Below are 20,118 nucleotides of genomic sequence, written 5' to 3' on the forward strand. Positions count from 1 at the left end.
ATGCTGATACCTGTGATTCTTTCCGGCGGTGCCGGGACGCGCCTGTGGCCGGTTTCGCGTGAAGGTCACCCCAAGCCATTCATGACCCTGCCCGATGGCGAGACCCTGCTGGGCAAGACCTATCGGCGGGCGGCCTCGTTGCTGGGCAGCCACGGCGATATCGTCACCGTGACCAACCGCGACTATTACTTTCAAAGCAAGGATCACTACCAGGATGCCCACCTGGGTCATCACCGTGGTCACTTCGTGCTCGAGCCGATGGGCCGCAACACGGCCCCGGCGATTGCCGCAGCGGCGCTGGCCCTGCAGGCCTTGCACGGCAACGAAGCGATTATGGTGGTGATGCCAGCCGATCACCTGATCCAGAACGAAGAAGCTTTCAGGGCGGCGGTCAAGCATGCCGTGGCCCTGGCCGAGTGCGGCCACCTGGTGACATTCGGCATCGTCCCGACTGCCCCCGAGACCGGTTTCGGCTACATCGAGCGTGGCGCCCCGCTCGACGAACTTGGGGCGACCAGGGTCGCGCAGTTCAAGGAAAAACCCGACCTGCAGACCGCCTCCCACTACCTGGATAGCGGCAACTTCCTGTGGAACTCGGGCATGTTCTGTTTTTCGGTCGCCAGCGTATTGGCAGAGCTGCAAACCCACGCCCCCGAGCTGCTGGAACAGGCAGGTGCCTGCCTGGCGGCCAGTACCCTGGTAGAAGCCGGCGGCTGCCTGCAACAGGAACTCTCGGCGAGCCATTTCGAGCAGATGAGCGATATCTCCATCGACTACGCCCTGATGGAGCGCTCCGACAACGTGGTAGTGGTTCCAGCCAGGTTCGACTGGAGCGACATTGGTTCCTGGGGCGCTGTCAGCAACCTGATTGCCGCCGATGCGCAAAACAACCGCGCCAGTGGTGAAGCCCTGTTCATCGACAGCCACAACAACTTCGTGCAGAGCGATGGACGCATGGTCGCCACGGTGGGCGTGGATAACCTGATTGTCATCGACACCGCCGATGCGGTGCTGGTGGCCCACGCCGACCGCGCACAGGACGTGCGCAAGGTGGTCAAGCAGCTCAAGGACCAGGAGCACGAAAGCTACCGCCTGCACCGCACGGTGAGTCGTCCGTGGGGCACCTACACCGTGCTGGAGGAGGGCCCGCGCTTCAAGATCAAGCGCATCGTGGTCAAGCCCGGGGCCAAGCTGTCATTGCAGATGCACCATCACCGCAACGAACACTGGGTCGTGGTCGAAGGCATGGCCAAGGTCACCAACAACGGATCCGGTTCGCACCTGGTGGCCAAGAACGAGTCCACCTTCATTGCCGCCGGCCACAAGCATCGCCTGGAAAACCCTGGGGTCATCGACCTGGTCATCATTGAAGTGCAAAGCGGTGAGTATCTGGGAGAGGACGATATTGTCCGCTTCGAAGATCAGTACGGCAGGACAGTCTGAATGCTCCTCAACCTCTATCGCTCACTGCGCAGCTATCGGGGTTTCATCCTCGGCAGCGTCAAGCGCGAGTTCCAGTCGCGTTATCGCAACTCTCTGTTCGGTGCCTTGTGGACCGTGCTCAACCCACTGTCGATGATCGTGGTGTACACGGTGATCTTCTCCCAGATCATGCGCGCCCGGTTGCCGGGCGTGGAGGATGGGCTGGCCTATAGCGTGTACCTGTGCGCCGGGCTGCTGACCTGGGGGCTGTTCTCCGAGATCACCCTGCGCAGCCAGAGCATGTTCCTGGAAAATGCCAACCTGCTGAAGAAGATCAGCTTCCCCAGGATTTGCCTGCCGGTGATTGTGCTGCTCAACGCCGGGATCAACTTCGCAATCATCCTCGGCCTGTTCCTGGGCTTTTTGCTGATCACCGGGCGCTTGCCCGGCATGGCGTTGTTGGCGCTGGTGCCGTTGCTGGCCCTGCAAGTGATGTTCTCGGCCGGGCTGGGGATGATTCTTGGTGTACTGAACGTGTTCTTCCGGGATGTCGGGCAATTCTTCGGCATCCTCCTGCAGTTCTGGTTCTGGCTGACGCCCATCGTCTACCCGATGTCGATCCTGCCCGAAGGCATCCAGCGCGTCCTGGCGCTCAACCCGCTGACCGCCTTGATGCACAGCTACCAGAATGTGTTTCTCTACAACCAGTGGCCGGACTGGAGTTCGCTGACCCCCGTGCTGGTGATCGGCCTGCTGTTCTGTGTGATGGGGCTGCGGCTTTTCCGCCAGCGTGTCGGTGAAATGGTGGATGAGCTCTGATGGGAACCATACGCGTCAGTGGCCTGGGCAAGGCCTACAAACAATACCCGAACCGCTGGAGCCGGCTGATTGAATGGCTGGTGCCCTTCTCCCGTCCTCGCCATCAACAGCATTGGGTGCTGCAAGGCGTCGACTTCGAAATCCCGGCCGGTGAAGCCGTGGGCATTGTCGGGGTCAACGGTGCCGGCAAAAGTACCCTGTTGAAAATGATCACCGGCACTACCCAGCCCACCTGCGGGCAGATTCATCTGCAAGGCCGGGTGGCGGCCCTGCTGGAATTGGGCATGGGTTTCCACCCGGACTTTACCGGTCGGCAGAATGCCTTCATGGCCGGTCAGTTGCTGGGGATGCAGGTTGAGGAGATCGAGGCGCTGATGCCGGAGATCGAAGGGTTTGCCGAGATCGGCGAAGCCATCGATCACCCGGTGCGCACCTATTCCAGTGGCATGCAGATGCGCCTGGCGTTCAGTGTGGCTACCGCGCGCCGACCCGATATCCTGATCGTCGATGAAGCGCTGTCGGTCGGTGATGCCTACTTCCAGCACAAGAGCTTCGAACGCATCCGCAGCTTTCGCCGCGCCGGCACCACGTTGCTGATCGTGTCCCACGATCGCTCGGCCATCCAGTCGATCTGCGACACCGCGATCCTCCTGGAGAAGGGCCGCATGGCCATGCACGGCAAGCCGGAAGAAGTCATGGACTACTACAACGCCATGCTCGCCGAGCGCGAAGGCCAGATCGTACGCCAGGAAATGCTCGCCAACGGCCAGGTGCAAACCATCTCCGGTACCGGTGAAGCGACCATCCACAGTGTGCGCCTGCTGGACCAGCGCCAGCGTTCGGTGGAAGTCGCCGAAGTCGGCCAGCCCATGGTCCTGGAGGTTCAAGTGGATGTGCGCCAGGACATCGAGCGCCTAGTGCTGGGCTTCATGATCAAGGACCGCCTCGGCCAGGCGATCTACGGCATCAACACCCACCGACTCGACCAGGCGCTGACGGACCTGCACGCCGGCGAGCGGGTGACTTACCGCTTTGCGTTCCCCATGCGCCTGGGCAAGGGCAACTACTCCGTGGCCCTGAGCCTGTCACGCCTGGACTCGCACCTGGACCGCAACTTCGAATGGCGCGATTACGGCCTGGTGTTCCACGTGATCAACAACCGCCAGGAAGACTTTGTCGGCTGCTCGTGGCTGGAGGCACAAACCAGCATCACCCGTTCATCAGAAACCTCGGTACAACCTCAGGCGCCGGAGACCGCCCCATGACACGACTGCTGGTTGAATGCACCTATGTGTTCGAACACCCGCAAGCCAACTCGGGTATTCAGCGCGTGGTGCGCAACGTCATTACCGAGCTGCCAAAAAACAACCCGGCCGTCGAATGCATTCCCGTGGTGATGCTCAAGGGCGCGCTGTATCAAGTGACCAGCCTGGCGCCACTCAAGGTGCCCAAGCTGGACCTGATGGGCGTGCGCGTACGGCTGGAGCAGATCGCCAACCGGTTCTGGCTGATGCACCGCACGCTGGAGCGGCGCACGCCGTTTCGCCAATCCCGCTTCGCTCGCCGAGTGTTGTATGTAGGCTGCCGGCTGGCGACATTTGCCGCGTTGAGCGTGCCGATCCGGCTGCTCAATTACTGCCTCAGGCGCCAGGAGATCCCCACCCGCTGCCAACCCCTGCAGCATCAGGCGGGTGATCAACTGGTGCTCCTGGACTCTTCCTGGCACGCCGATTTTTTCCCCCTGGCCGAACAACTCAAGCGCGATGGCGTGGGCATTGTCTCGGTGATCTATGACTTGATCCCGCTGACCCACCCGCAGTTCTGCGACGCCGGGCTGGTCCGGGTGTTCAACGACTGGTTCGACTGGATCGCGAAGACCGCCGACGGTTACGTGGCGATTTCCGCGACCATTGCCGATCAGGTACGCGATGAGATGCTGCGCCGCGTCGGGCCCGAGCAAGTGGCGCAACGCTGGTTCGACCATTTTCACCTGGGCAGCGAGCTGGACCTGACCGACGACGCGTTGCCGGTGGAGCCGGCCCTCAAGCAGATGTTCAAGAACAAAGACCCGGTGTACCTGATGGTCAGCACCATCGAGCCGCGCAAGAACCACGCCTACCTGCTCGATGCGTTCGAGCTGGCCTGGGCCAAAGGTTCGCGCGCGCGGCTGTGCATTGCCGGGCGCATCGGTTGGAAGTGCGATGCGCTGATCGAGCGGATCCGCCAGCACCCGCAGCTCAACCAACGCCTGTTCATGTTCAATGACCTCACCGACAAGAGCCTGGAGTACGCCTACTCCAACGCCACCGCGCTGGTCTTCCCGTCCTATGTCGAAGGGTTCGGCCTGCCGCTGGTGGAGGCCATGCAGCGCGGTTTGCCGGCGATGGGCAGTGACATCCCGGTGTTCCGCGAGATCGGCGGCCCGTTCATGGCGTACTTCGACCTGAATGACCCGCAGACCCTGGTCGACCTGATGACACAGATGGAAACCACCGGCACCTTCCCGGCGGAGCGCGACGTCAAGGAGTGGCGCTGGCTGGGCTGGCGCGAGGCCAGTGCACAACTGGTGGAGCGAGTCCTGCGCCATGTGCGCAAGACCCCGACGACGGTTGAGAGGCAGCATGCAGATTGCTCTTAATGCGCGAATCCTGCAGGCGCCACGCACTGGCATTGGCCATTACCTGGCGGAACTGGTCAACGCCCTCGGCCAGGAACCGGACATCACGCTGTCGTTGTTCCACGGCTGGGGCTGGAGCTCCCAACTGCCGAGCGCCGCGATGCCTGGTTACTCACGGCTGAGCCCGGTGCTGCGGCAGATCCCCGGGGCGTATCAGGCACGCCGCTGGCTGGAGCAACGGCGCTTCGATCAGGGCCGCCCCGGCAACATCCAGCTGTACCACGAACCGAGCCTGTGGCCGCTGGCATTCAAGGGGCCGACGGTCGTCACCCTGCATGACCTGACGCACGTGCACTACCCCGCCACCCAGCCGGCGGCACGCTTGAAAGAGATCGAGCGACGCCTGGAACAGGGGGTGAAACAGGCCAGCCTGATCCTCACCGATTCCCAGTTCATTGCCGATGAGGCACAAGCGTATTTTGGCCTCGGCCCGGAACGCTTCGTGGTCGCCCCCCTGGGAGTCGCTCCGCGTTTTCACCCCCGTACCGACTCGACCTTGCACCCGGTGCTGCAGGCGCATGGGGTGGAGCCGCGCGGCTACTTCCTGTGTGTTGGCACCCTGGAGCCGCGCAAGAACCTCGGGCTGGCCCTGCGCGCCCATGCCCAACTGCCGGAATCGCTGCGCCAGCGCATGCCCTTGCTGATTGTCGGGATGGCCGGCTGGAAAGCCCAGCAGCTCGACGATGAACTGCGCAAAGGCCTGGCCAGCGGGCATGTCTGCCTGCTCGGGTACCTGCCCGATGAGGAAGTCGCCCACTTGGTGGCCGGCGCCCGGGCCCTGGTATTTCCATCGATCTATGAAGGTTTTGGCCTGCCCGTGCTGGAGGCCATGGCCAGTGGTACCCCGATCATCCTCACCCGACGCTCGGCCATGCCGGAGGTCGCGGGGGCTGCGGGCAACTATATTGAACCCGAGGACCTGCACGGCTTGCGTGATGCCATGAGCCGGCTGGCCGACGATCAAGTGCATTGGCAGGTAAGCCGAGAAGCCGGGCTGCAACAGGCGAAGCTTTTTTCCTGGGATCGCTGCGCGACGCTCACCGCGCGCGCCTATCGCCAGGTTTTAGGAGGTTGAATGCGCGTCCTACATTTCTATAAAACCTATCTGTCGGAAACCGTCGGCGGCATCGAGCACGTGATGTTCGAACTCTGTGAAAGTGGCGCCGCCCATGGCATCGAGAGCCAGGTGCTGACATTGAGCGCCAACCCCGTGCCGGCGGTTATCCCATTTGGCCAGCACCAGGTGCACCGAGCCAAACTCGATGTACAGATCGCCTCCACCGGGTTCTCCTACAGCGTGCTCAAACAGTTTCGTGAGCTGGCGGCCGAAGCTGACGTGATCAACTATCACTTCCCCTGGCCGTTCATGGATGTAGTGCATTTTCTCAGCGGCATGAACAAACCGAGCGTGGTGACCTACCACTCGGACATCATCCGCCAGAAGCTCCTGCTCAAACTCTACCAACCGTTGATGACGCGGTTTCTGGCCAGCGCCGATCGGATTGTCGCAGCCTCGCCGAACTACCTGCATACCAGTGAAGTGCTGAAAAAATTCCCGGACAAGACCCGGGTCATTCCCTATGGCCTGAACAAGGCCGCCTACCCCAAATCCGACCCTGAGCGTATGGCCCGTTGGCGGGAACGCCTGGGCGAGCGCTTTTTCCTGTTCGTCGGGGTGATGCGCTACTACAAAGGGCTGCACATCCTGCTCGAAGCCCTCAAGGGTGTCGATTACCCGGTGGTGATCGTCGGTGCCGGGCCGCTGGAGGCCGAATTGCACGCGCAGGCCGCCGCACTGGGCCTGCGCAATATCCAGTTCCTCGGTCGTCTCGACGATGAGGACAAGGCCGCCTTGCTGGAGCTGAGCTATGCCATCGTGTTTCCTTCGCACCTGCGCTCGGAAGCCTTTGGCATTTCGCTGCTGGAAGGGGCGATGTATGGCAAACCGATGATCTCCAGTGAGATCGGTACCGGTACCAGCTATATCAACAGTCACGGCGAAACCGGGCTGGTGGTGCCACCGAGCGATCCTCCGGCCTTGCGCCAGGCCATGCGTACCCTGTGGGATAACCCGCAACAGGCCGCCGCCATGGGCATCAAGGCCGAGGCTCGTTACCGGCAGTTGTTCAGCGCTGAAGAAATGGGTCGCCAGTGGGCGGCGCTGTACGAGGAAGTGCTGGCCGAGAAGTCACTGTCCTATGCCTGAACGGCGCCAGCGTAGAGCCAGCGCCGCCGGACGCCGCACGACCTGCTCCACCTGCAGCGTCCACAGCCTTTCAGCGCCTTGGCAGGCCGCCACTTGCGGCCCGTCGAGGATGATTTCGCTACGACCACTGAGCTGCAGCACATCACCCGTGGTGAAATCGATGAACAGCAGCCCCGCTCGGGGATTGAGCAGCAGGTTGCCCAAGGTATTGAAGTGGCGGTTGCCGGCAAAGTCGGGGATGGTCAGGCGATTGCCCTGCACCTGGACAAAACCGGCCGCACCGCCACGATGGGAAACATCCACCGCCCGTGAGTTATCCACATCCACATAGCTGGCGACAAAAAAGGTGTCGGCTCTGCGAATCAGCGCCCGGGCCGCGTCATCCAGGGCATCCAGGTAGTGCACGATGCGCGCGGATGGGTCGGCCAGCGGCACTGACTCGAACTGGCGGATCTGGATGTACTGCGGGCAATTGCCGAAAGACTGCTCAACCGCAACACTCAACCCCAACTCGTCGACCGTCAACACCCGGCCATTGAGGCGGTTGCGCCGACGACTGTGCAGTTCGATCCCCAGTAACCCGATCGCCGCGCCGGCCCGTACCTGCGCCGGATCATCGAGACTGGGCAGGCTGTCCAGGCGCAACCGCGCAGGTTGCGGTGAATGGGCAAAGCCGGGGGGGCCTTCGAGAACGCTGGCCCAAGGATTACCTTGGGCGTCGACTGCACCGAACAGCATGAAGGGTAACTGAGCATAGAACTGGCGATGTTGCTCCGGCATCTCGGTGCGGATCACCTTGCGCCCGAACGCCTCCATGCGTTCAGCAACTCCCACCAGGGATTGCAACTGCCGCTCACCTGCGTGCCAGGGTGAAACGTCCATCACACAACTCCCCTGCGCACTTGGCGCAGTTTCAGGCGGTTTGCAGGCCGGCGACAGTGCGGGGCATCGCCACGAAACCCGGCAGCGCTTCGATTCGCGCCAGCCACGCCTGCACGTTGGCGTACTCGTCCAGGGCAACATTGCCTTCCGGGGCGTGGGCGATGTAGCTGTAGCCGGCAACATCCGCGATGGTCGGCTCGTCACCCACCAGATAGCGGGAGGTGGCGAGCTCCTGATCCATCACCTTGAGCAGTACGTGGGCGCGGGCGATCACTTCTTGCGCGTTGTGGGTCGCGCCAAATACTGTGATCAGGCGCGCGGCGGCCGGGCCATAGGCGATTGGCCCGGCCGCCACCGACAACCAGCGCTGCACCCGGGCAGCACCCACGGGGTCGGCAGGCAGCCAACGGCCCTGGCCATATTTTTGCGCCAGATACAGCAAAATGGCGTTGGAATCAGCCAGCACCACGCCTTGATCATCGATCACCGGCACCTGGCCAAACGCATTCAACGCGAGGAAATCGGCTTGCTTGTGCTCACCTTTCGCCAGATCGACAAAAATCAGTTCGGTGGGCAAATCCAGTAAAGACAGCATCAGCTCCACCCGATGGGCGTGGCCGGAGCGAGGGAAGTTGTAGAGTTTGATGCTGTGCATGGTCGACTCCAGAGGGGGAAATCGCGCCGCTCAGGAGCGAACCGCGCTGATGGAGTCCATCTTGCGTCAGCTGAAAAAACAACAGAATCACCAGAAAAGGCAATCCACCATTTCACCCACCGCAATAATTCCTCAGCCGCGTAATGCCGGATGCTCGCGCAGCGCCTGCACTGCGTAGTCGACAAAACTGCGCACCCGCGCCGGTGCCTTGCGCCCACCTTGATACACCACGTGGATAGGCAACGGCGGCAGCTCAAAATCCTCGAGGACAATTTCCAGCTCACCGGCTGCCACCTTGTCCGCCACCTGATAGGACAACACGCGGGTCAACCCCAAGCCTAGGGTTGCTGCCGTGATGGCCGCCTGATTGGCCGTCACCACCATGCGTGGCTCCAGGCGCACACTCATCGAGGCGCCCGCCGCCATAAAGGGCCAACTGCGCTGCTGCCCGATGGCAGAGGTGGCAATAATCCGCGCGCGGGCGAGTTCCTCTGGGTGCAGGGGGCGACCAAAACGCCTGAGGTAGTCGGCAGAGCCACACACCACCCGGCGTACCTCACCGACCGCAATCGCGTACTGGCTGCTGTCCGGCAGCTCGCCAATACGCACCGCAACATCAACGCCCTCCTCGACCAGGCTCACCACCCGGTCCACCAGCAATGCATTGATGCTGACCTGCGGATACTGCTCAAGAAAGCCCACCACTACCGGCGTGACATACAAATCGCCAAACAGCACCGGCGCGGTAATCGTCAATTGCCCCCGGGGGTCGGCATGGCTACCCGCCGCCGACTCTTCGGCGTCCTGAATGTCGGCGAGAATCCGTCGACAGTCTTCCAGGTACCGCTGCCCCGCTTCTGTCAGTTGCACAGTGCGCGTGGTGCGAATCAGCAACTGCGCACCGATCCGCACTTCCAGCGCCGCCACCGCCCGGGTCACGCTGGCAGCCGACAGCCCGAGGCGCCGGGCTGCCGCCGCGAAGCCCTGGTCATGGGCCACGGCCATGAACACCTGCATTTCCTGAAAACGGTCCACTGCCTGTCCTCGGGCTGGAGTGCTTGGTTTGCAAGAAAAGCACAGAGGCTGCCAACGCAGCAACCAACGCTCCTACTAGCGGGATGTGCGACAAGCTGCCGAACGCAATGGTGATGCTGCCGAGTACTCCACCCAGTGCTGTGCCCAGGTTGAAGGACGCGATATTCAATCCGGCGGCCACGGCGGTTGATTCCGGGATATAGCACTGGGCCTGTTTCAGCAGACGCAGTGTCAACATGGTCACGATGGAAAAGAAAAAGACCCCCAATGTGCCGACCAAGAGCGTCATCATGAGCGCAGAGCCACTAAACCAATAAAGGCCGATCAAGTTTATGGCCAAGCCCGCCAATGCCATCACGGTGCTGCGGTTGGCGTCCATCTTGTCCACAAGATAGCCGCCAAGCAGATTCCCCACGATGGAGCACAGGCCAAACAGCAGCATGCCCAGACTCAGCCGCTGCACGTCCACCTCGGTGATTCTCAGCAAGTAGGGAGAGACGAAGGTGAAGAATGAAAAGGTCGCAATGCTCACGAGTACGCCGATGCCGGCGGTGATGAGCAATTGCGGATGGGTGATGGCCTTGATCCCTTTCCATGCGCTCGCTTGCCTGCTCTCCGAAGGCTCTGTGCTGCTGGTCATGAAAAGCAGCAGTCCGAGCATGCTCAACAGGCTGAGTACCCCGATAGACAGGAAAATGCCCCGCCATGACCAGATGCTGCCCAGAAACGTGCCAATCGGGACGCCGAAGGCGAGCGCGAGGGTCAATCCTATCCACACCACGGATAGCGCCCGTCCCGAACGCTTCTGATCAACCAGCTTCGTCGCGGCATCCGATGCTACCGCCATGAAAACACCATGGCCCAGGCCCACCAGAAACCGGATCACCAGCAGCATCGACAGATTCGGCGAAAGGCTCATCAGCACACTGCCGACAGCGAGGACCGCCATGGCAAGCATCAGAATGTGCTTGTCCCTCCAATGCGAGACGAGGGCTGTGATGAACGGTGCGCCAATGGCTGCGCCCATGGCATAAGCGGCAATAGCGGTGCCAACTGCAGCAATTTTTGAGTCGAGGTCGGCCGCGATGGCGGAAACCAAACCTGCGACGACAAACTCGGAGAGGCCGAATGCAAAGGTACACAATGAAAAGACATAAATGGCGGCAGGCATGGCAGTCCCTGGTTCGACAATAGTGGAGTGACCTTGGGCTCACTCTGGGATCGGGTGCTGCCGTACAGTAGTGCCAGTGCCTATGTTGGTAAAATACTGTTTTTATCGCGAAACAAGACGCTGAACGTCTCAATGGGTCAGTGGCAGAACAGCGCCTCGGACTGCCTCGACTAGCCGGTCCCGGATCGGCGAGTCCTGATTCGCGTTCCACGCCATCAGCAGGTCCAAATGCAGCAGTTCTTCGGGCGCATCCACGATGATGGGGCGAAAGACAATGTCTTCGTGCATTCCTATCGCCAGCGATGCGGGTACCAGGGCAATGCCGAACCCGCTGGCCACTAACGCGATCAAGGTTTGCAATTGCCGTGCTTGTTGAACAATGTTTGGCAGGAACCCTGCGGCTTGGCAAAGACCGATAAGTTGATCGTGAAAGCCTTGCCCCAGCGGTCGGGGCGATGCCACGAAAGCCTCGTCCTTGAGTAACGCCAACTCGATGGATGCGTGATCCTCAAGCCGATGCCCAGCAGGCAGCGCGACGCATATCGGCTCACGCAGGATAGTCTCGAAGCGCAGATGAGGCGTGGTCGTCCCCGGTGTGCGCATGAAGCCGATATCAGCAGCGCCGCTCTCCAGCGCCTCCACCTGCTCGTGGGTCGTGGCCTCCTTCATGGTAAACGCTACCCCTGGCGACGCGAGCCGGAAGCCGCGTAGCGCCCGCAGCAACGGGGCATAGGACACAATGTTGATGAATGTCATCGTGAGGTGGCCCTCGAGCCCTTCGGCGACACGCCGGGTATGCGTCACGCCCTCATCGAGAGACTGAAGAATGCACCTGGCAGTCTGCAGAAACGCTGTGCCGGCAGGCGTCAACAATACGCTGCGGTTCGTGCGCTCGAACAGCGGGAAACCAATCTCGCTCTCCAGCCGGCGAATGGCTTGGCTCAGGGGCGGCTGAGCCATATGCAGGCGCACCGCAGCCCGATTGAAGTGCAGTTCTTCGGCAACGGCAATGAACTGCTGTAGCAGGCGAGTTTCGATCATTGAAACCTCCAAAGTCTTATTGATTTGATCATTCTGACTGATAGTCGGCTTCATCGAGGCTTGAGCGCTTGACGGGTTCGGGTTCGGCATTACTCGCGATATGTCTTAAAATAGCCGGTTGCCGAAAGAACCGTCATGGCCATAGCCATGAAGGGCTTTCATCCTTTACAAATAAATGTGGTGAAGATGAACAAGCCTTTCATTTCGCTGTGCCCTGAAATTACTCGGGCGCACGCACTGACGCTGATGGATTGGTTGGAGGATGAGCGCGTCACCTGCTATCTGAGCGATTCGCGTGATGTTTCCCGCTCCATCGAGCAAGTCATCGATCGGACTCAATCGCCGATCCTGACCCATCTATTCAACCGGGGCGGCCGATTCTTCATGGCTTATGACCGGTATGACGCCCCGGTGGGCTTTGTCCGTCTGATCAAGACCGGCTCAAATTGCGAGATAGTCCTGGTCATCGGAGACAGCGACAAATGGGGCCGAAACCTTGGCGCCCGCACGATCCGCGAAGGCATGAAACTGGCCTTCCTCGACATTCGGGCCGAGAAGCTCATCGCCAAGATCCACCCGGACAACGCGCGCTCGCTGAAAGCCTTTCTGCGCAGCGGCTTTGTGCTTGAGAGCGAAACGCCGACATTGAAGTCATTTTCCATGACGGCGGGGCGCTACCTCCAGCGCTTGCGCGAAGGTGCCGTTGACGACTCCACCAGGATCTACATCACTGAAATCGACAAGGCCAGGCTCGAGAGTCTAATCGTGCTCGAGCAAGGCCCGACCGTGGTTGAACTCGAACATGAGCTTGAGCGAGCCATTGTCGTCAAGCCGCAGCAGGTGGCGTGCAATGTCGTCACGATGAACTCCAGGGCCTTGCTGCAGCTGGACGACGAAGAGATCGAAGTGGTCCTGGTCTACCCCGAAGACGCGGACAGCAACGCAGGGAAGCATTCCGTGTATTCCGACATCGGCGCCGCCATCCTGGGCTATCAGGAGGGGGACGCCATCGACTGGCGAATTTCTGACCGAACCCGCCGGATTGAAATCAGGAAAGTGCTTTACCAGCCGGAGGCGGCGGGCGATTACCACCTGTAATTGCGTCTTTTACTCAGTGTTCGTCCATCAGGCGCGAGGATCCCCGCAGGACGGGGGCCTCGCTTTGCGTGCCTGAACGGGCCGTTGTTATTTCGCTGTGGATAACTTATTCCACAGTCACCGACTTCGCCAGGTTGCGTGGCTGGTCGACGTCAGTGCCCTTGAGCACGGCGACGTAGTACGAGAGCAGTTGCAACGGAATGGTGTAGAGGATCGGCGACAGGATGTCGTGAATGTGCGGCATGTTCACCACGTGGGTGCCTTCGCCGTTGCTCATGCCGGCTTTCTCGTCGGCAAACACGATCAACTGGCCGCCACGGGCGCGAACTTCCTGCAGGTTGGATTTGAGTTTCTCCAGCAGCTCGTTGTTCGGCGCCACGGTGACCACTGGCATATCGTTGTCGACCAGGGCCAATGGGCCGTGCTTGAGCTCGCCCGCCGGGTAGGCTTCGGCGTGGATGTAGGAGATTTCCTTGAGCTTGAGCGCCCCTTCCATCGCCACCGGGAACTGTGCGCCACGGCCCAGGAACAGCGTGTGGTGCTTCTCGGCGAACAGTTCCGCGACTTTCTCGACGATACCGTCCATGGCCAGGGCTTCGCCCAGGCGAATTGGCAGGCGACGCAGTTCTTCGACCAGTTCGGCTTCCACGCCTGGGGCGAGGGTGCCGCGGACCTGACCCAGGGACAGGGTCAACAGCAACAGGCCGACCAGTTGGGTGGTGAACGCTTTGGTCGAAGCCACGCCAATTTCACGACCGGCCTGGGTCAGCAGGGTCAGGTCGGATTCACGCACCAGCGAGCTGATACCGACGTTGCAGATCGCCAGGCTGGCGAGGAAGCCCAGTTCCTTGGCGTTACGCAGGGCGGCCAGGGTGTCGGCGGTCTCGCCGGACTGGGAGATGGTCACGAACAGGGAATCGGGTTGCACCACCACCTTGCGATAGCGGAACTCGCTGGCGACTTCGACCTGGCACGGGATCCCCGCCAGCTCTTCGAGCCAGTACCGGGCAACCATGCCGGCGTGGTAACTGGTGCCACAGGCAACAATCTGCACGTTGCGCACTTTGGCGAAGAGCTCGGCGGCTTGCGGGCCAAAGGCCTGTACCAGTACCTGGTTCTGGCTCAGGCGCCCTTCCAGGGTGCGCTGGACCACGGACGGCTGCTCGTGGATTTCCTTGAGCATGAAGTGCCGGTACTCGCCCTTCTCGGCCGATTCGGCGTTGTCGCGGTACTGCACCGACTCGCGTTCCACGGCCTTGCCGTCGACATCCCAGATCTTCACGCGGTCACGCTGGATTTCGGCGATGTCGCCTTCTTCCAGGTACATGAAGCGGTCGGTGACCTGACGCAGGGCCAGTTGGTCGGAAGCCAGGAAGTTCTCGCCCAGGCCGAGGCCGATCACCAGCGGGCTGCCACTGCGGGCGGCAACCAGGCGATCCGGCTGTTGGGCGCTGATCACGGCCAGGCCATAGGCACCGTGCAGTTCCTTGACCGTGGCCTTGAGGGCGGCGGTCAGGTCCGGCTGGTCCTTGAGCTTGTGGTTGAGCAGGTGGGCGATGACTTCGGTATCGGTGTCCGAGGTGAACACATAACCCAAGGCCTTGAGTTGTTCACGCAGGGCTTCGTGGTTCTCGATGATGCCGTTGTGCACCACCGCCAGGTCGCCGGAAAAATGCGGGTGGGCGTTACGTTCGCACGGGGCGCCGTGAGTTGCCCAGCGGGTGTGGGCGATACCCAGGCGGCCGACCAGTGGTGTGGTTTCCAGGGCCTGCTCCAGTTCGCTGACCTTGCCCGGCCGACGCACGCGCTCCAACGTATTGTCGTTGGTGAAGACTGCCACACCGGCGCTGTCATAGCCGCGGTATTCGAGGCGCTTGAGGCCTTCGAGCAAAATGGCGGTGATATTACGTTCCGCAACTGCGCCGACAATTCCACACATGCTATTTCTCCTGGCTGACTGCCGCGCAAATCAAGTGAATGCCGCGGGCCTGAATCTGATCGCGCGCTTCGATGGGCAGGCGGTCATCGGTAATAAGGGTATGGACGCTGCTCCATGGCAGCTCCAGGTTAGGGATCTTGCGTCCGATCTTGTCGGATTCGACCATCACGATCACTTCGCGGGCTACATCGGCCATGACCCGGCTGAGGCCGAGTAGCTCATTGAAGGTGGTGGTACCGCGCACCAGGTCGATGCCGTCGGCACCGATGAACAACTGGTCAAAATCATAAGAGCGCAGGACCTGTTCGGCCACCTGCCCCTGGAATGACTCTGAATGTGGGTCCCAGGTTCCGCCGGTCATCAACAGCACAGGCTCGTGTTCCAATTCGCTCAAGGCGTTGGCCACATGCAGGGAGTTGGTCATGACCACCAGACCGGGCTGCAGGCCCAACTGGGGAATCATCGCTGCTGTGGTACTGCCACTGTCGATGATGATGCGCGCATGCTCGCGAATCCGCTGTACGGCGGCGCGAGCGATGGCCTGTTTGTACTGGGAAACCGGCTGGCCGGGATCGCTGACCAGCTCCTGGGGCATGGTGATTGCGCCGCCATAACGGCGCAGCAGCAGGCCATGGCTTTCCAGTGCAGCCAGATCCTTGCGTATCGTCACTTCCGAGGTTTCGAAGCGTTTGGCCAACTCATCCACACTGACTTCACCCTGCTCGGTGAGCAAGGCAAGGATATTGTGTCGGCGTAGGGGCGTGTTGCGTTTCGACATGGTTCGGTAAGTTTCGTTTCGAAAGATAACGAAAGCAATAAAAACCTATCAGCGAAACTTCGTCAAGCGGGAAAGAAGAAAAAAGCTTCGCGGGCAAGCCTTGCTCCTACCAGGAGAAGGCTTGCCCGCGAATAGAGTGGATCATGAGCCTGTGGATAAATCAGACCTTCTTGATCTTCTCCGGACGTTTCCAACCGTCGATATTTTTCTGCCTGGCCCTGGCCACGGCAAGTTGGGACTTATCCACATTGGCTGTGATAGTCGATCCGGCCGCGGTGGTTGCACCGGCAGAGATATCCACAGGCGCAACCAGGGAGTTGTTGGAGCCAATGAACACGTCTTCGCCCAGCACGGTTTTCCATTTGTTGGCGCCGTCGTAGTTGCAGGTGATGGTGCCTGCGCCGATGTTGCTGCGCGCACCGATTTCAGCGTCACCCAGGTAGGTCAGGTGACCGGCTTTGGCGCCTTCGCCGAGGTGGGCATTTTTCAGTTCGACAAAGTTACCCACATGGGCCCGCGCTTCCAGGACCGTGCCGGGACGCAGGCGGGCGAACGGGCCGGCATCGCTGCCCTCCCCCAGAATCGCGCCATCAATGTGACTGTTGGCCTTGACCACCACGCCTTTGCGCAGGGTGCTGTCCTTGATCACGCAGTTCGGGCCGATCTCGACGTCGTCCTCGATGACCACGCGACCCTCGAGAATCACGTTGATATCGATCAGCACATCCCGACCGACGGTCACTTCGCCACGCACATCAAACCGGGCCGGATCGCGCAATGTCACCCCCTGGGCCATCAGTCGACGGCTGGCTCGCAGCTGGTAATGACGCTCGAGTTCGGCGAGTTGCTTGCGGTCATTGGCGCCCTGCACTTCCATGGCGTCGTGGGGTTGTTCGGTAGCCACCACCAGGCCATCGCTGACAGCCATGGCAATTACGTCAGTCAGGTAGTACTCGCCCTGGGCGTTGTTGTTGGACAACCGGCTCATCCAGTCACCCAGACGCTCGAAAGGCACCGCGAGAATCCCGGTGTTGCCTTCGGTGATGGCCCGCTCGGTCTCATTGGCGTCTTTTTGCTCGACGATGGCGGTGACTTTGCCAGCCGAGTCACGCACGATCCGGCCATAACCGGTCGGGTCATCCAGCTCGACCGTCAACAAGCCCAATTGCTGGGGCGCTACGTGGGTAAGCAGGCGTTGCAGGGTCTCGACTTCGATCAGCGGCACATCGCCGTAGAGAATCAACACAGTGTCGGCCGTGATGAACGGCACGGCCTGGGCTACGGCATGGCCAGTACCCAGTTGCTGGTCCTGCAGGACAAAATTCAGGTCATCCGCCGCCAGGCGCTCACGCACGGCGTCGGCGCCGTGGCCGATCACCACGTGAATACGCTGTGGCTGAAGCTGCCGGGCGCTGTGGATAACATGGCCAAGCATCGAGTTGCCCGCCACCGGATGAAGTACTTTGGGCAAGGCTGAACGCATGCGGGTGCCTTGACCTGCGGCGAGGATAACGATTTCTAGTGACATGACTGGCTACCAATCCTGGGTGGTCAGCGGCTGCGACCAAGAGGTGAATTGCAAAAAATAAAAAGGGTAGCCGAGGCTACCCTTTTTAATCAATCACACAACAAGCGGGAGGCGATTAGCCGCCGAACTTCTTGCGGATCTGCTGGACGGTGCGCAGCTGAGCTGCAGCCTCGGCCAGACGTGCGGAAGCAGAGCCGTAATCGAACTCGGCGCCGCGCTCATGCAGGGCCTTCTCGGCAGCCTTGACGGCTTCCTGAGCGGAGGCTTCATCCAGGTCGGCAGCACGTTGCACGGTATCGGCAAGTACCTTGACCATATTCGGCTGAACCTCGAGGAAACCACCGGAGATGTAGAACACCTCGGCTTCCCCGCCTTGCTTGATCAGGCGGATCGGACCCGGTTTCAGATTAGTGATCAGCGGCGCGTGACCCAGGGCGATACCAAGATCACCCAGTGCACCGTGCGCAATCACCATCTCGACCAGACCGGAAAAGATTTCTCCTTCCGCGCTGACGATGTCGCAATGGACTGTCATAGCCATCTGATTGCCTCAACCTAAATTAGCGCCCGTCGCCGGGCGCCTGGATTACAGTTTCTTGGCTTTCTCGATCGCTTCTTCGATGCCGCCAACCATGTAGAACGCTTGTTCTGGCAGGTGGTCGTAGTCACCGTTGAGGATGCCTTTGAAGCCAGCAATGGTGTCTTTCAGGGAAACGTATTTACCCGAGGCACCGGTGAAGACTTCAGCCACGAAGAACGGCTGCGACAAGAAACGCTGGATCTTACGAGCACGGTTTACCAACTGCTTGTCGGCTTCCGACAGCTCGTCCATACCCAGGATCGCGATGATGTCCTTCAGTTCTTTGTAACGCTGCAGAACATACTGTACGCCGCGAGCGGTGTCGTAGTGGTCCTGACCGATCACGTTCGGGTCCAACTGACGCGAAGTCGAGTCCAGTGGGTCTACCGCTGGGTAGATACCCAGGGAAGCGATGTCACGGGACAGAACGACGGTGGCGTCCAAGTGGGCGAAGGTGGTCGCTGGCGACGGGTCAGTCAAGTCATCCGCAGGTACGTATACCGCTTGGATCGAGGTGATCGAACCGTTTTTGGTCGAAGTGATGCGCTCTTGCAGAGTACCCATCTCTTCAGCCAGGGTCGGCTGGTAACCTACTGCAGAAGGCATACGGCCCAGCAGTGCGGATACTTCAGTACCGGCCAGGGTGTAACGATAGATGTTGTCGACGAACAGCAGAACGTCGTTACCTTCGTCACGGAACTTCTCGGCCATGGTCAGGCCAGTCAGTGCTACGCGCAGACGGTTACCCGGCGGCTCGTTCATCTGACCGTAAACCAGTGCCACTTTGTCCAGAACGTTGGAGTCCTTCATCTCGTGGTAGAAGTCGTTACCCTCACGAGTACGCTCACCCACACCGGCGAACACGGAATAACCGCTGTGCTCGATGGCGATGTTACGGATCAGTTCCATCATGTTTACGGTTTTGCCTACACCGGCACCACCGAACAGACCAACTTTACCGCCCTTGGCGAACGGGCAAACCAGGTCGATAACCTTGATGCCGGTTTCCAGCAGGTCGTTGCCGCCCGCTTGTTCTGCGAAGGTTGGCGCAGGACGGTGAATGCCCCAGCGCTCTTCGGTGTCGATTGGACCTGCTTCGTCGATCGGGTTGCCCAGAACGTCCATGATCCGGCCCAGGGTCGCTTTACCGACTGGTACGGAAATGGCTGCGCCGGAGTCGATGACGTCCAGACCACGCTTCAAGCCCTCGGTGGAGCCCATCGCAATGGTACGAACCACGCCGTCGCCCAGCTGTTGCTGAACTTCCAGAGTGGTTGCGGCCGCGCTTTGAACTGTCAGCGCGTTGTAGATGCTCGGTACGCTGTCGCGTGGAAATTCCACGTCGATAACGGCGCCGATGATTTGAACGATACGTCCGCTACTCATAGCTGGATCCTCTGAATATTTGAACCGTTAAACCGCGGCAGCGCCGCCGACGATTTCCGAGATCTCTTGGGTGATCGCAGCCTGACGCGCCTTGTTGTAGATCAGCTGCAAATCGCTGATCAAGTCACCGGCGTTGTCGGTAGCGTTCTTCATTGCGATCATCCGCGCCGCTTGTTCAGCTGCGTTGTTCTCGACCACCGCCTGGTAGACCTGCGACTCCACGTAACGGACCATCAAGCCGTCCAGCAGCTCCTTGGCATCCGGTTCGTAGAGATAGTCCCAGTGGTGCTTGAGTCCTTGATCCGGGGTTGCCACCAGCGGAATCAACTGCTCCACGGTAGGCTGTTGCGTCATGGTGTTGATGAACTTGTTGGATACCACGCTCAGGCGGTCGATACGGCCGTCCAGGTAGGCATCCAGCATCACCTTGACGCTGCCGATCAGATCATTGATCGATGGCTCTTCACCCAGGTGGCTGATAGCTGCTACGACGTTACCGCCGAAGTTGCGGAAGAAAGCCGCACCCTTGCTACCAACAACACACAGATCGATCTCGACGCCATTTTCGCGGTTTACCGCCATGTCCTTGACCAGGGCCTTGAACAGGTTGGTGTTCAAGCCACCACACAGACCACGGTCACTGCTCACTACTACGTAACCGACGCGCTTGATTTCACGGTCGATCATGAAGGGGTGGCGATATTCCGGGTTGGCGTTGGCCAGATGACCAATAACCTGGCGGATGCGCTCCGCGTAAGGACGGCTAGCAGCCATGCGCATTTGTGCCTTGCGCATTTTGCTGACCGCCACTTTTTCCATGGCGCTGGTAATCTTTTGCGTGCTTTTGATGCTCGCAATCTTACTGCGAATCTCTTTTGCGCCTGCCATGTAACACCTATCA

General features: G+C 60.5%; 17 protein-coding genes and 1 pseudogene. 7 read left to right on the plus strand and 11 right to left on the minus strand.

Translation table 11 applies throughout. The annotated features are described in order from the left end of the window. From PspS04_RS27290 to PspS04_RS27315, 6 genes are read left to right on the plus strand one after another with little or no spacing between them, the layout of a single operon-like run. Nucleotides 1–1,443 (plus strand): mannose-1-phosphate guanylyltransferase/mannose-6-phosphate isomerase, encoded by a 1,443-nt coding sequence (locus tag PspS04_RS27290; protein ID WP_159998674.1) that lies wholly within the window; start codon nt 1–3, stop codon nt 1,441–1,443. After that, nucleotides 1,444–2,241 (plus strand): ABC transporter permease, encoded by a 798-nt coding sequence (locus PspS04_RS27295; RefSeq protein ID WP_095165044.1) that lies wholly within the window; start codon nt 1,444–1,446, stop codon nt 2,239–2,241. It begins immediately after the preceding gene. Next, complete coding sequence (locus PspS04_RS27300) at nt 2,241–3,506, plus strand: ABC transporter ATP-binding protein (RefSeq protein WP_095165046.1); 1,266 nt, start codon at nt 2,241–2,243, stop codon at nt 3,504–3,506. Before PspS04_RS27295 ends, PspS04_RS27300 begins: the two co-directional genes overlap by 1 nt. Then, entirely contained in the window at nt 3,503–4,879 is a 1,377-nt protein-coding gene (locus tag PspS04_RS27305) for a glycosyltransferase family 4 protein (protein ID WP_159998676.1), read from the plus strand. Before PspS04_RS27300 ends, PspS04_RS27305 begins: the two co-directional genes overlap by 4 nt. Next, entirely contained in the window at nt 4,863–5,993 is a 1,131-nt protein-coding gene (locus PspS04_RS27310) for a glycosyltransferase family 4 protein (protein ID WP_095165050.1), read from the plus strand. Before PspS04_RS27305 ends, PspS04_RS27310 begins: the two co-directional genes overlap by 17 nt. Beyond that, the gene (locus PspS04_RS27315; protein WP_159998678.1) at nt 5,994–7,124 is read left to right on the plus strand and encodes a glycosyltransferase family 4 protein; all 1,131 of its coding nucleotides are present in this window, start codon (nt 5,994–5,996) and stop codon (nt 7,122–7,124) included. On the opposite strand, the pseudogene PspS04_RS27320 reads toward PspS04_RS27315, so the two are convergent. From PspS04_RS27320 to PspS04_RS27340, 5 genes and pseudogenes are all read right to left on the minus strand, one after another. Continuing rightward, a pseudogene (locus PspS04_RS27320) lies at nt 7,116–8,006 on the minus strand (pyridoxamine 5'-phosphate oxidase family protein); the annotation flags it as partial. The gene PspS04_RS27315 and the pseudogene PspS04_RS27320 sit on opposite strands and share 9 nt — an antisense overlap. A gap of 31 nt (nt 8,007–8,037) precedes the next feature. Beyond that, the gene (locus PspS04_RS27325) at nt 8,038–8,661 is read right to left on the minus strand and encodes a glutathione S-transferase family protein (protein WP_159998682.1); all 624 of its coding nucleotides are present in this window, start codon (nt 8,659–8,661) and stop codon (nt 8,038–8,040) included. 132 nt (nt 8,662–8,793) lie between these two features. Then, nucleotides 8,794–9,696: a LysR family transcriptional regulator gene (locus tag PspS04_RS27330; RefSeq protein WP_159998684.1), complete on the minus strand. Its 903-nt coding sequence runs from the start codon at nt 9,694–9,696 to the stop codon at nt 8,794–8,796. Then, the gene (locus tag PspS04_RS27335) at nt 9,650–10,867 is read right to left on the minus strand and encodes an MFS transporter (protein WP_159998686.1); all 1,218 of its coding nucleotides are present in this window, start codon (nt 10,865–10,867) and stop codon (nt 9,650–9,652) included. Before PspS04_RS27335 ends, PspS04_RS27330 begins: the two co-directional genes overlap by 47 nt. A gap of 129 nt (nt 10,868–10,996) precedes the next feature. After that, nucleotides 10,997–11,908 (minus strand): LysR family transcriptional regulator, encoded by a 912-nt coding sequence (locus PspS04_RS27340; protein WP_159998688.1) that lies wholly within the window; start codon nt 11,906–11,908, stop codon nt 10,997–10,999. A gap of 135 nt (nt 11,909–12,043) precedes the next feature. Here PspS04_RS27340 and PspS04_RS27345 point away from each other — a divergent pair, with 135 nt between their 5' ends. Next, on the plus strand, nt 12,044–13,006 hold the full coding sequence (locus PspS04_RS27345; protein ID WP_174244604.1) for a bifunctional GNAT family N-acetyltransferase/nucleoside diphosphate kinase regulator: 963 nt from the start codon (nt 12,044–12,046) through the stop codon (nt 13,004–13,006). Between the two features lie 106 nt (nt 13,007–13,112). Here the strand turns inward: PspS04_RS27345 and glmS are convergent, their stop codons facing one another. From glmS to atpG, 6 genes are all read right to left on the minus strand, one after another. Further along, complete coding sequence (glmS, locus tag PspS04_RS27350; RefSeq protein WP_159998690.1) at nt 13,113–14,945, minus strand: glutamine--fructose-6-phosphate transaminase (isomerizing); 1,833 nt, start codon at nt 14,943–14,945, stop codon at nt 13,113–13,115. 1 nt (nt 14,946) lies between these two features. After that, nucleotides 14,947–15,723: a DeoR/GlpR family DNA-binding transcription regulator gene (locus PspS04_RS27355; protein WP_159998692.1), complete on the minus strand. Its 777-nt coding sequence runs from the start codon at nt 15,721–15,723 to the stop codon at nt 14,947–14,949. 160 nt (nt 15,724–15,883) lie between these two features. Continuing rightward, nucleotides 15,884–17,251 carry a bifunctional UDP-N-acetylglucosamine diphosphorylase/glucosamine-1-phosphate N-acetyltransferase GlmU gene (gene glmU, locus PspS04_RS27360; protein ID WP_159998694.1) on the minus strand — a complete coding sequence of 456 codons (1,368 nt, stop codon included), beginning with the start codon at nt 17,249–17,251 and terminating at the stop codon, nt 15,884–15,886. A gap of 115 nt (nt 17,252–17,366) precedes the next feature. Further along, the gene (locus PspS04_RS27365; protein ID WP_095165061.1) at nt 17,367–17,792 is read right to left on the minus strand and encodes a F0F1 ATP synthase subunit epsilon; all 426 of its coding nucleotides are present in this window, start codon (nt 17,790–17,792) and stop codon (nt 17,367–17,369) included. 45 nt (nt 17,793–17,837) lie between these two features. Next, nucleotides 17,838–19,217 carry a F0F1 ATP synthase subunit beta gene (gene atpD / locus PspS04_RS27370; protein WP_095165062.1) on the minus strand — a complete coding sequence of 460 codons (1,380 nt, stop codon included), beginning with the start codon at nt 19,215–19,217 and terminating at the stop codon, nt 17,838–17,840. Between the two features lie 27 nt (nt 19,218–19,244). Continuing rightward, nucleotides 19,245–20,105, minus strand: a complete 861-nt coding sequence (gene atpG / locus PspS04_RS27375) for a F0F1 ATP synthase subunit gamma (RefSeq protein WP_042556891.1) — start codon at nt 20,103–20,105, stop codon at nt 19,245–19,247. Nucleotides 20,106–20,118: the final 13 nt, after the last annotated feature.

The organism is Pseudomonas sp. S04 (genome assembly GCF_009834545.1).
GTDB lineage: Bacteria > Pseudomonadota > Gammaproteobacteria > Pseudomonadales > Pseudomonadaceae > Aquipseudomonas.

Excerpts from the sequence above, each read along its gene's own strand:
- PspS04_RS27310 (WP_095165050.1), top strand. The coding sequence starts at position 4,863 with ATGCAGATTGCTCTTAATGCGCGAATCCTGCAGGCGCCACGCACTGGC.
- PspS04_RS27355 (WP_159998692.1), bottom strand. The coding sequence starts at position 15,723 with ATGTCGAAACGCAACACGCCCCTACGCCGACACAATATCCTTGCCTTG.
- PspS04_RS27315 (WP_159998678.1), top strand. The coding sequence starts at position 5,994 with ATGCGCGTCCTACATTTCTATAAAACCTATCTGTCGGAAACCGTCGGC.
- PspS04_RS27300 (WP_095165046.1), top strand. The coding sequence starts at position 2,241 with ATGGGAACCATACGCGTCAGTGGCCTGGGCAAGGCCTACAAACAATAC.
- PspS04_RS27335 (WP_159998686.1), bottom strand. The coding sequence starts at position 10,867 with ATGCCTGCCGCCATTTATGTCTTTTCATTGTGTACCTTTGCATTCGGC.
- PspS04_RS27340 (WP_159998688.1), bottom strand. The coding sequence starts at position 11,908 with ATGATCGAAACTCGCCTGCTACAGCAGTTCATTGCCGTTGCCGAAGAA.
- PspS04_RS27305 (WP_159998676.1), top strand. The coding sequence starts at position 3,503 with ATGACACGACTGCTGGTTGAATGCACCTATGTGTTCGAACACCCGCAA.
- PspS04_RS27290 (WP_159998674.1), top strand. The coding sequence starts at position 1 with ATGCTGATACCTGTGATTCTTTCCGGCGGTGCCGGGACGCGCCTGTGG.
- atpG (WP_042556891.1), bottom strand. The coding sequence starts at position 20,105 with ATGGCAGGCGCAAAAGAGATTCGCAGTAAGATTGCGAGCATCAAAAGC.
- atpD (WP_095165062.1), bottom strand. The coding sequence starts at position 19,217 with ATGAGTAGCGGACGTATCGTTCAAATCATCGGCGCCGTTATCGACGTG.
- glmS (WP_159998690.1), bottom strand. The coding sequence starts at position 14,945 with ATGTGTGGAATTGTCGGCGCAGTTGCGGAACGTAATATCACCGCCATT.
- PspS04_RS27365 (WP_095165061.1), bottom strand. The coding sequence starts at position 17,792 with ATGGCTATGACAGTCCATTGCGACATCGTCAGCGCGGAAGGAGAAATC.
- PspS04_RS27325 (WP_159998682.1), bottom strand. The coding sequence starts at position 8,661 with ATGCACAGCATCAAACTCTACAACTTCCCTCGCTCCGGCCACGCCCAT.
- PspS04_RS27295 (WP_095165044.1), top strand. The coding sequence starts at position 1,444 with ATGCTCCTCAACCTCTATCGCTCACTGCGCAGCTATCGGGGTTTCATC.
- glmU (WP_159998694.1), bottom strand. The coding sequence starts at position 17,251 with ATGTCACTAGAAATCGTTATCCTCGCCGCAGGTCAAGGCACCCGCATG.
- PspS04_RS27345 (WP_174244604.1), top strand. The coding sequence starts at position 12,044 with ATGGCCATAGCCATGAAGGGCTTTCATCCTTTACAAATAAATGTGGTG.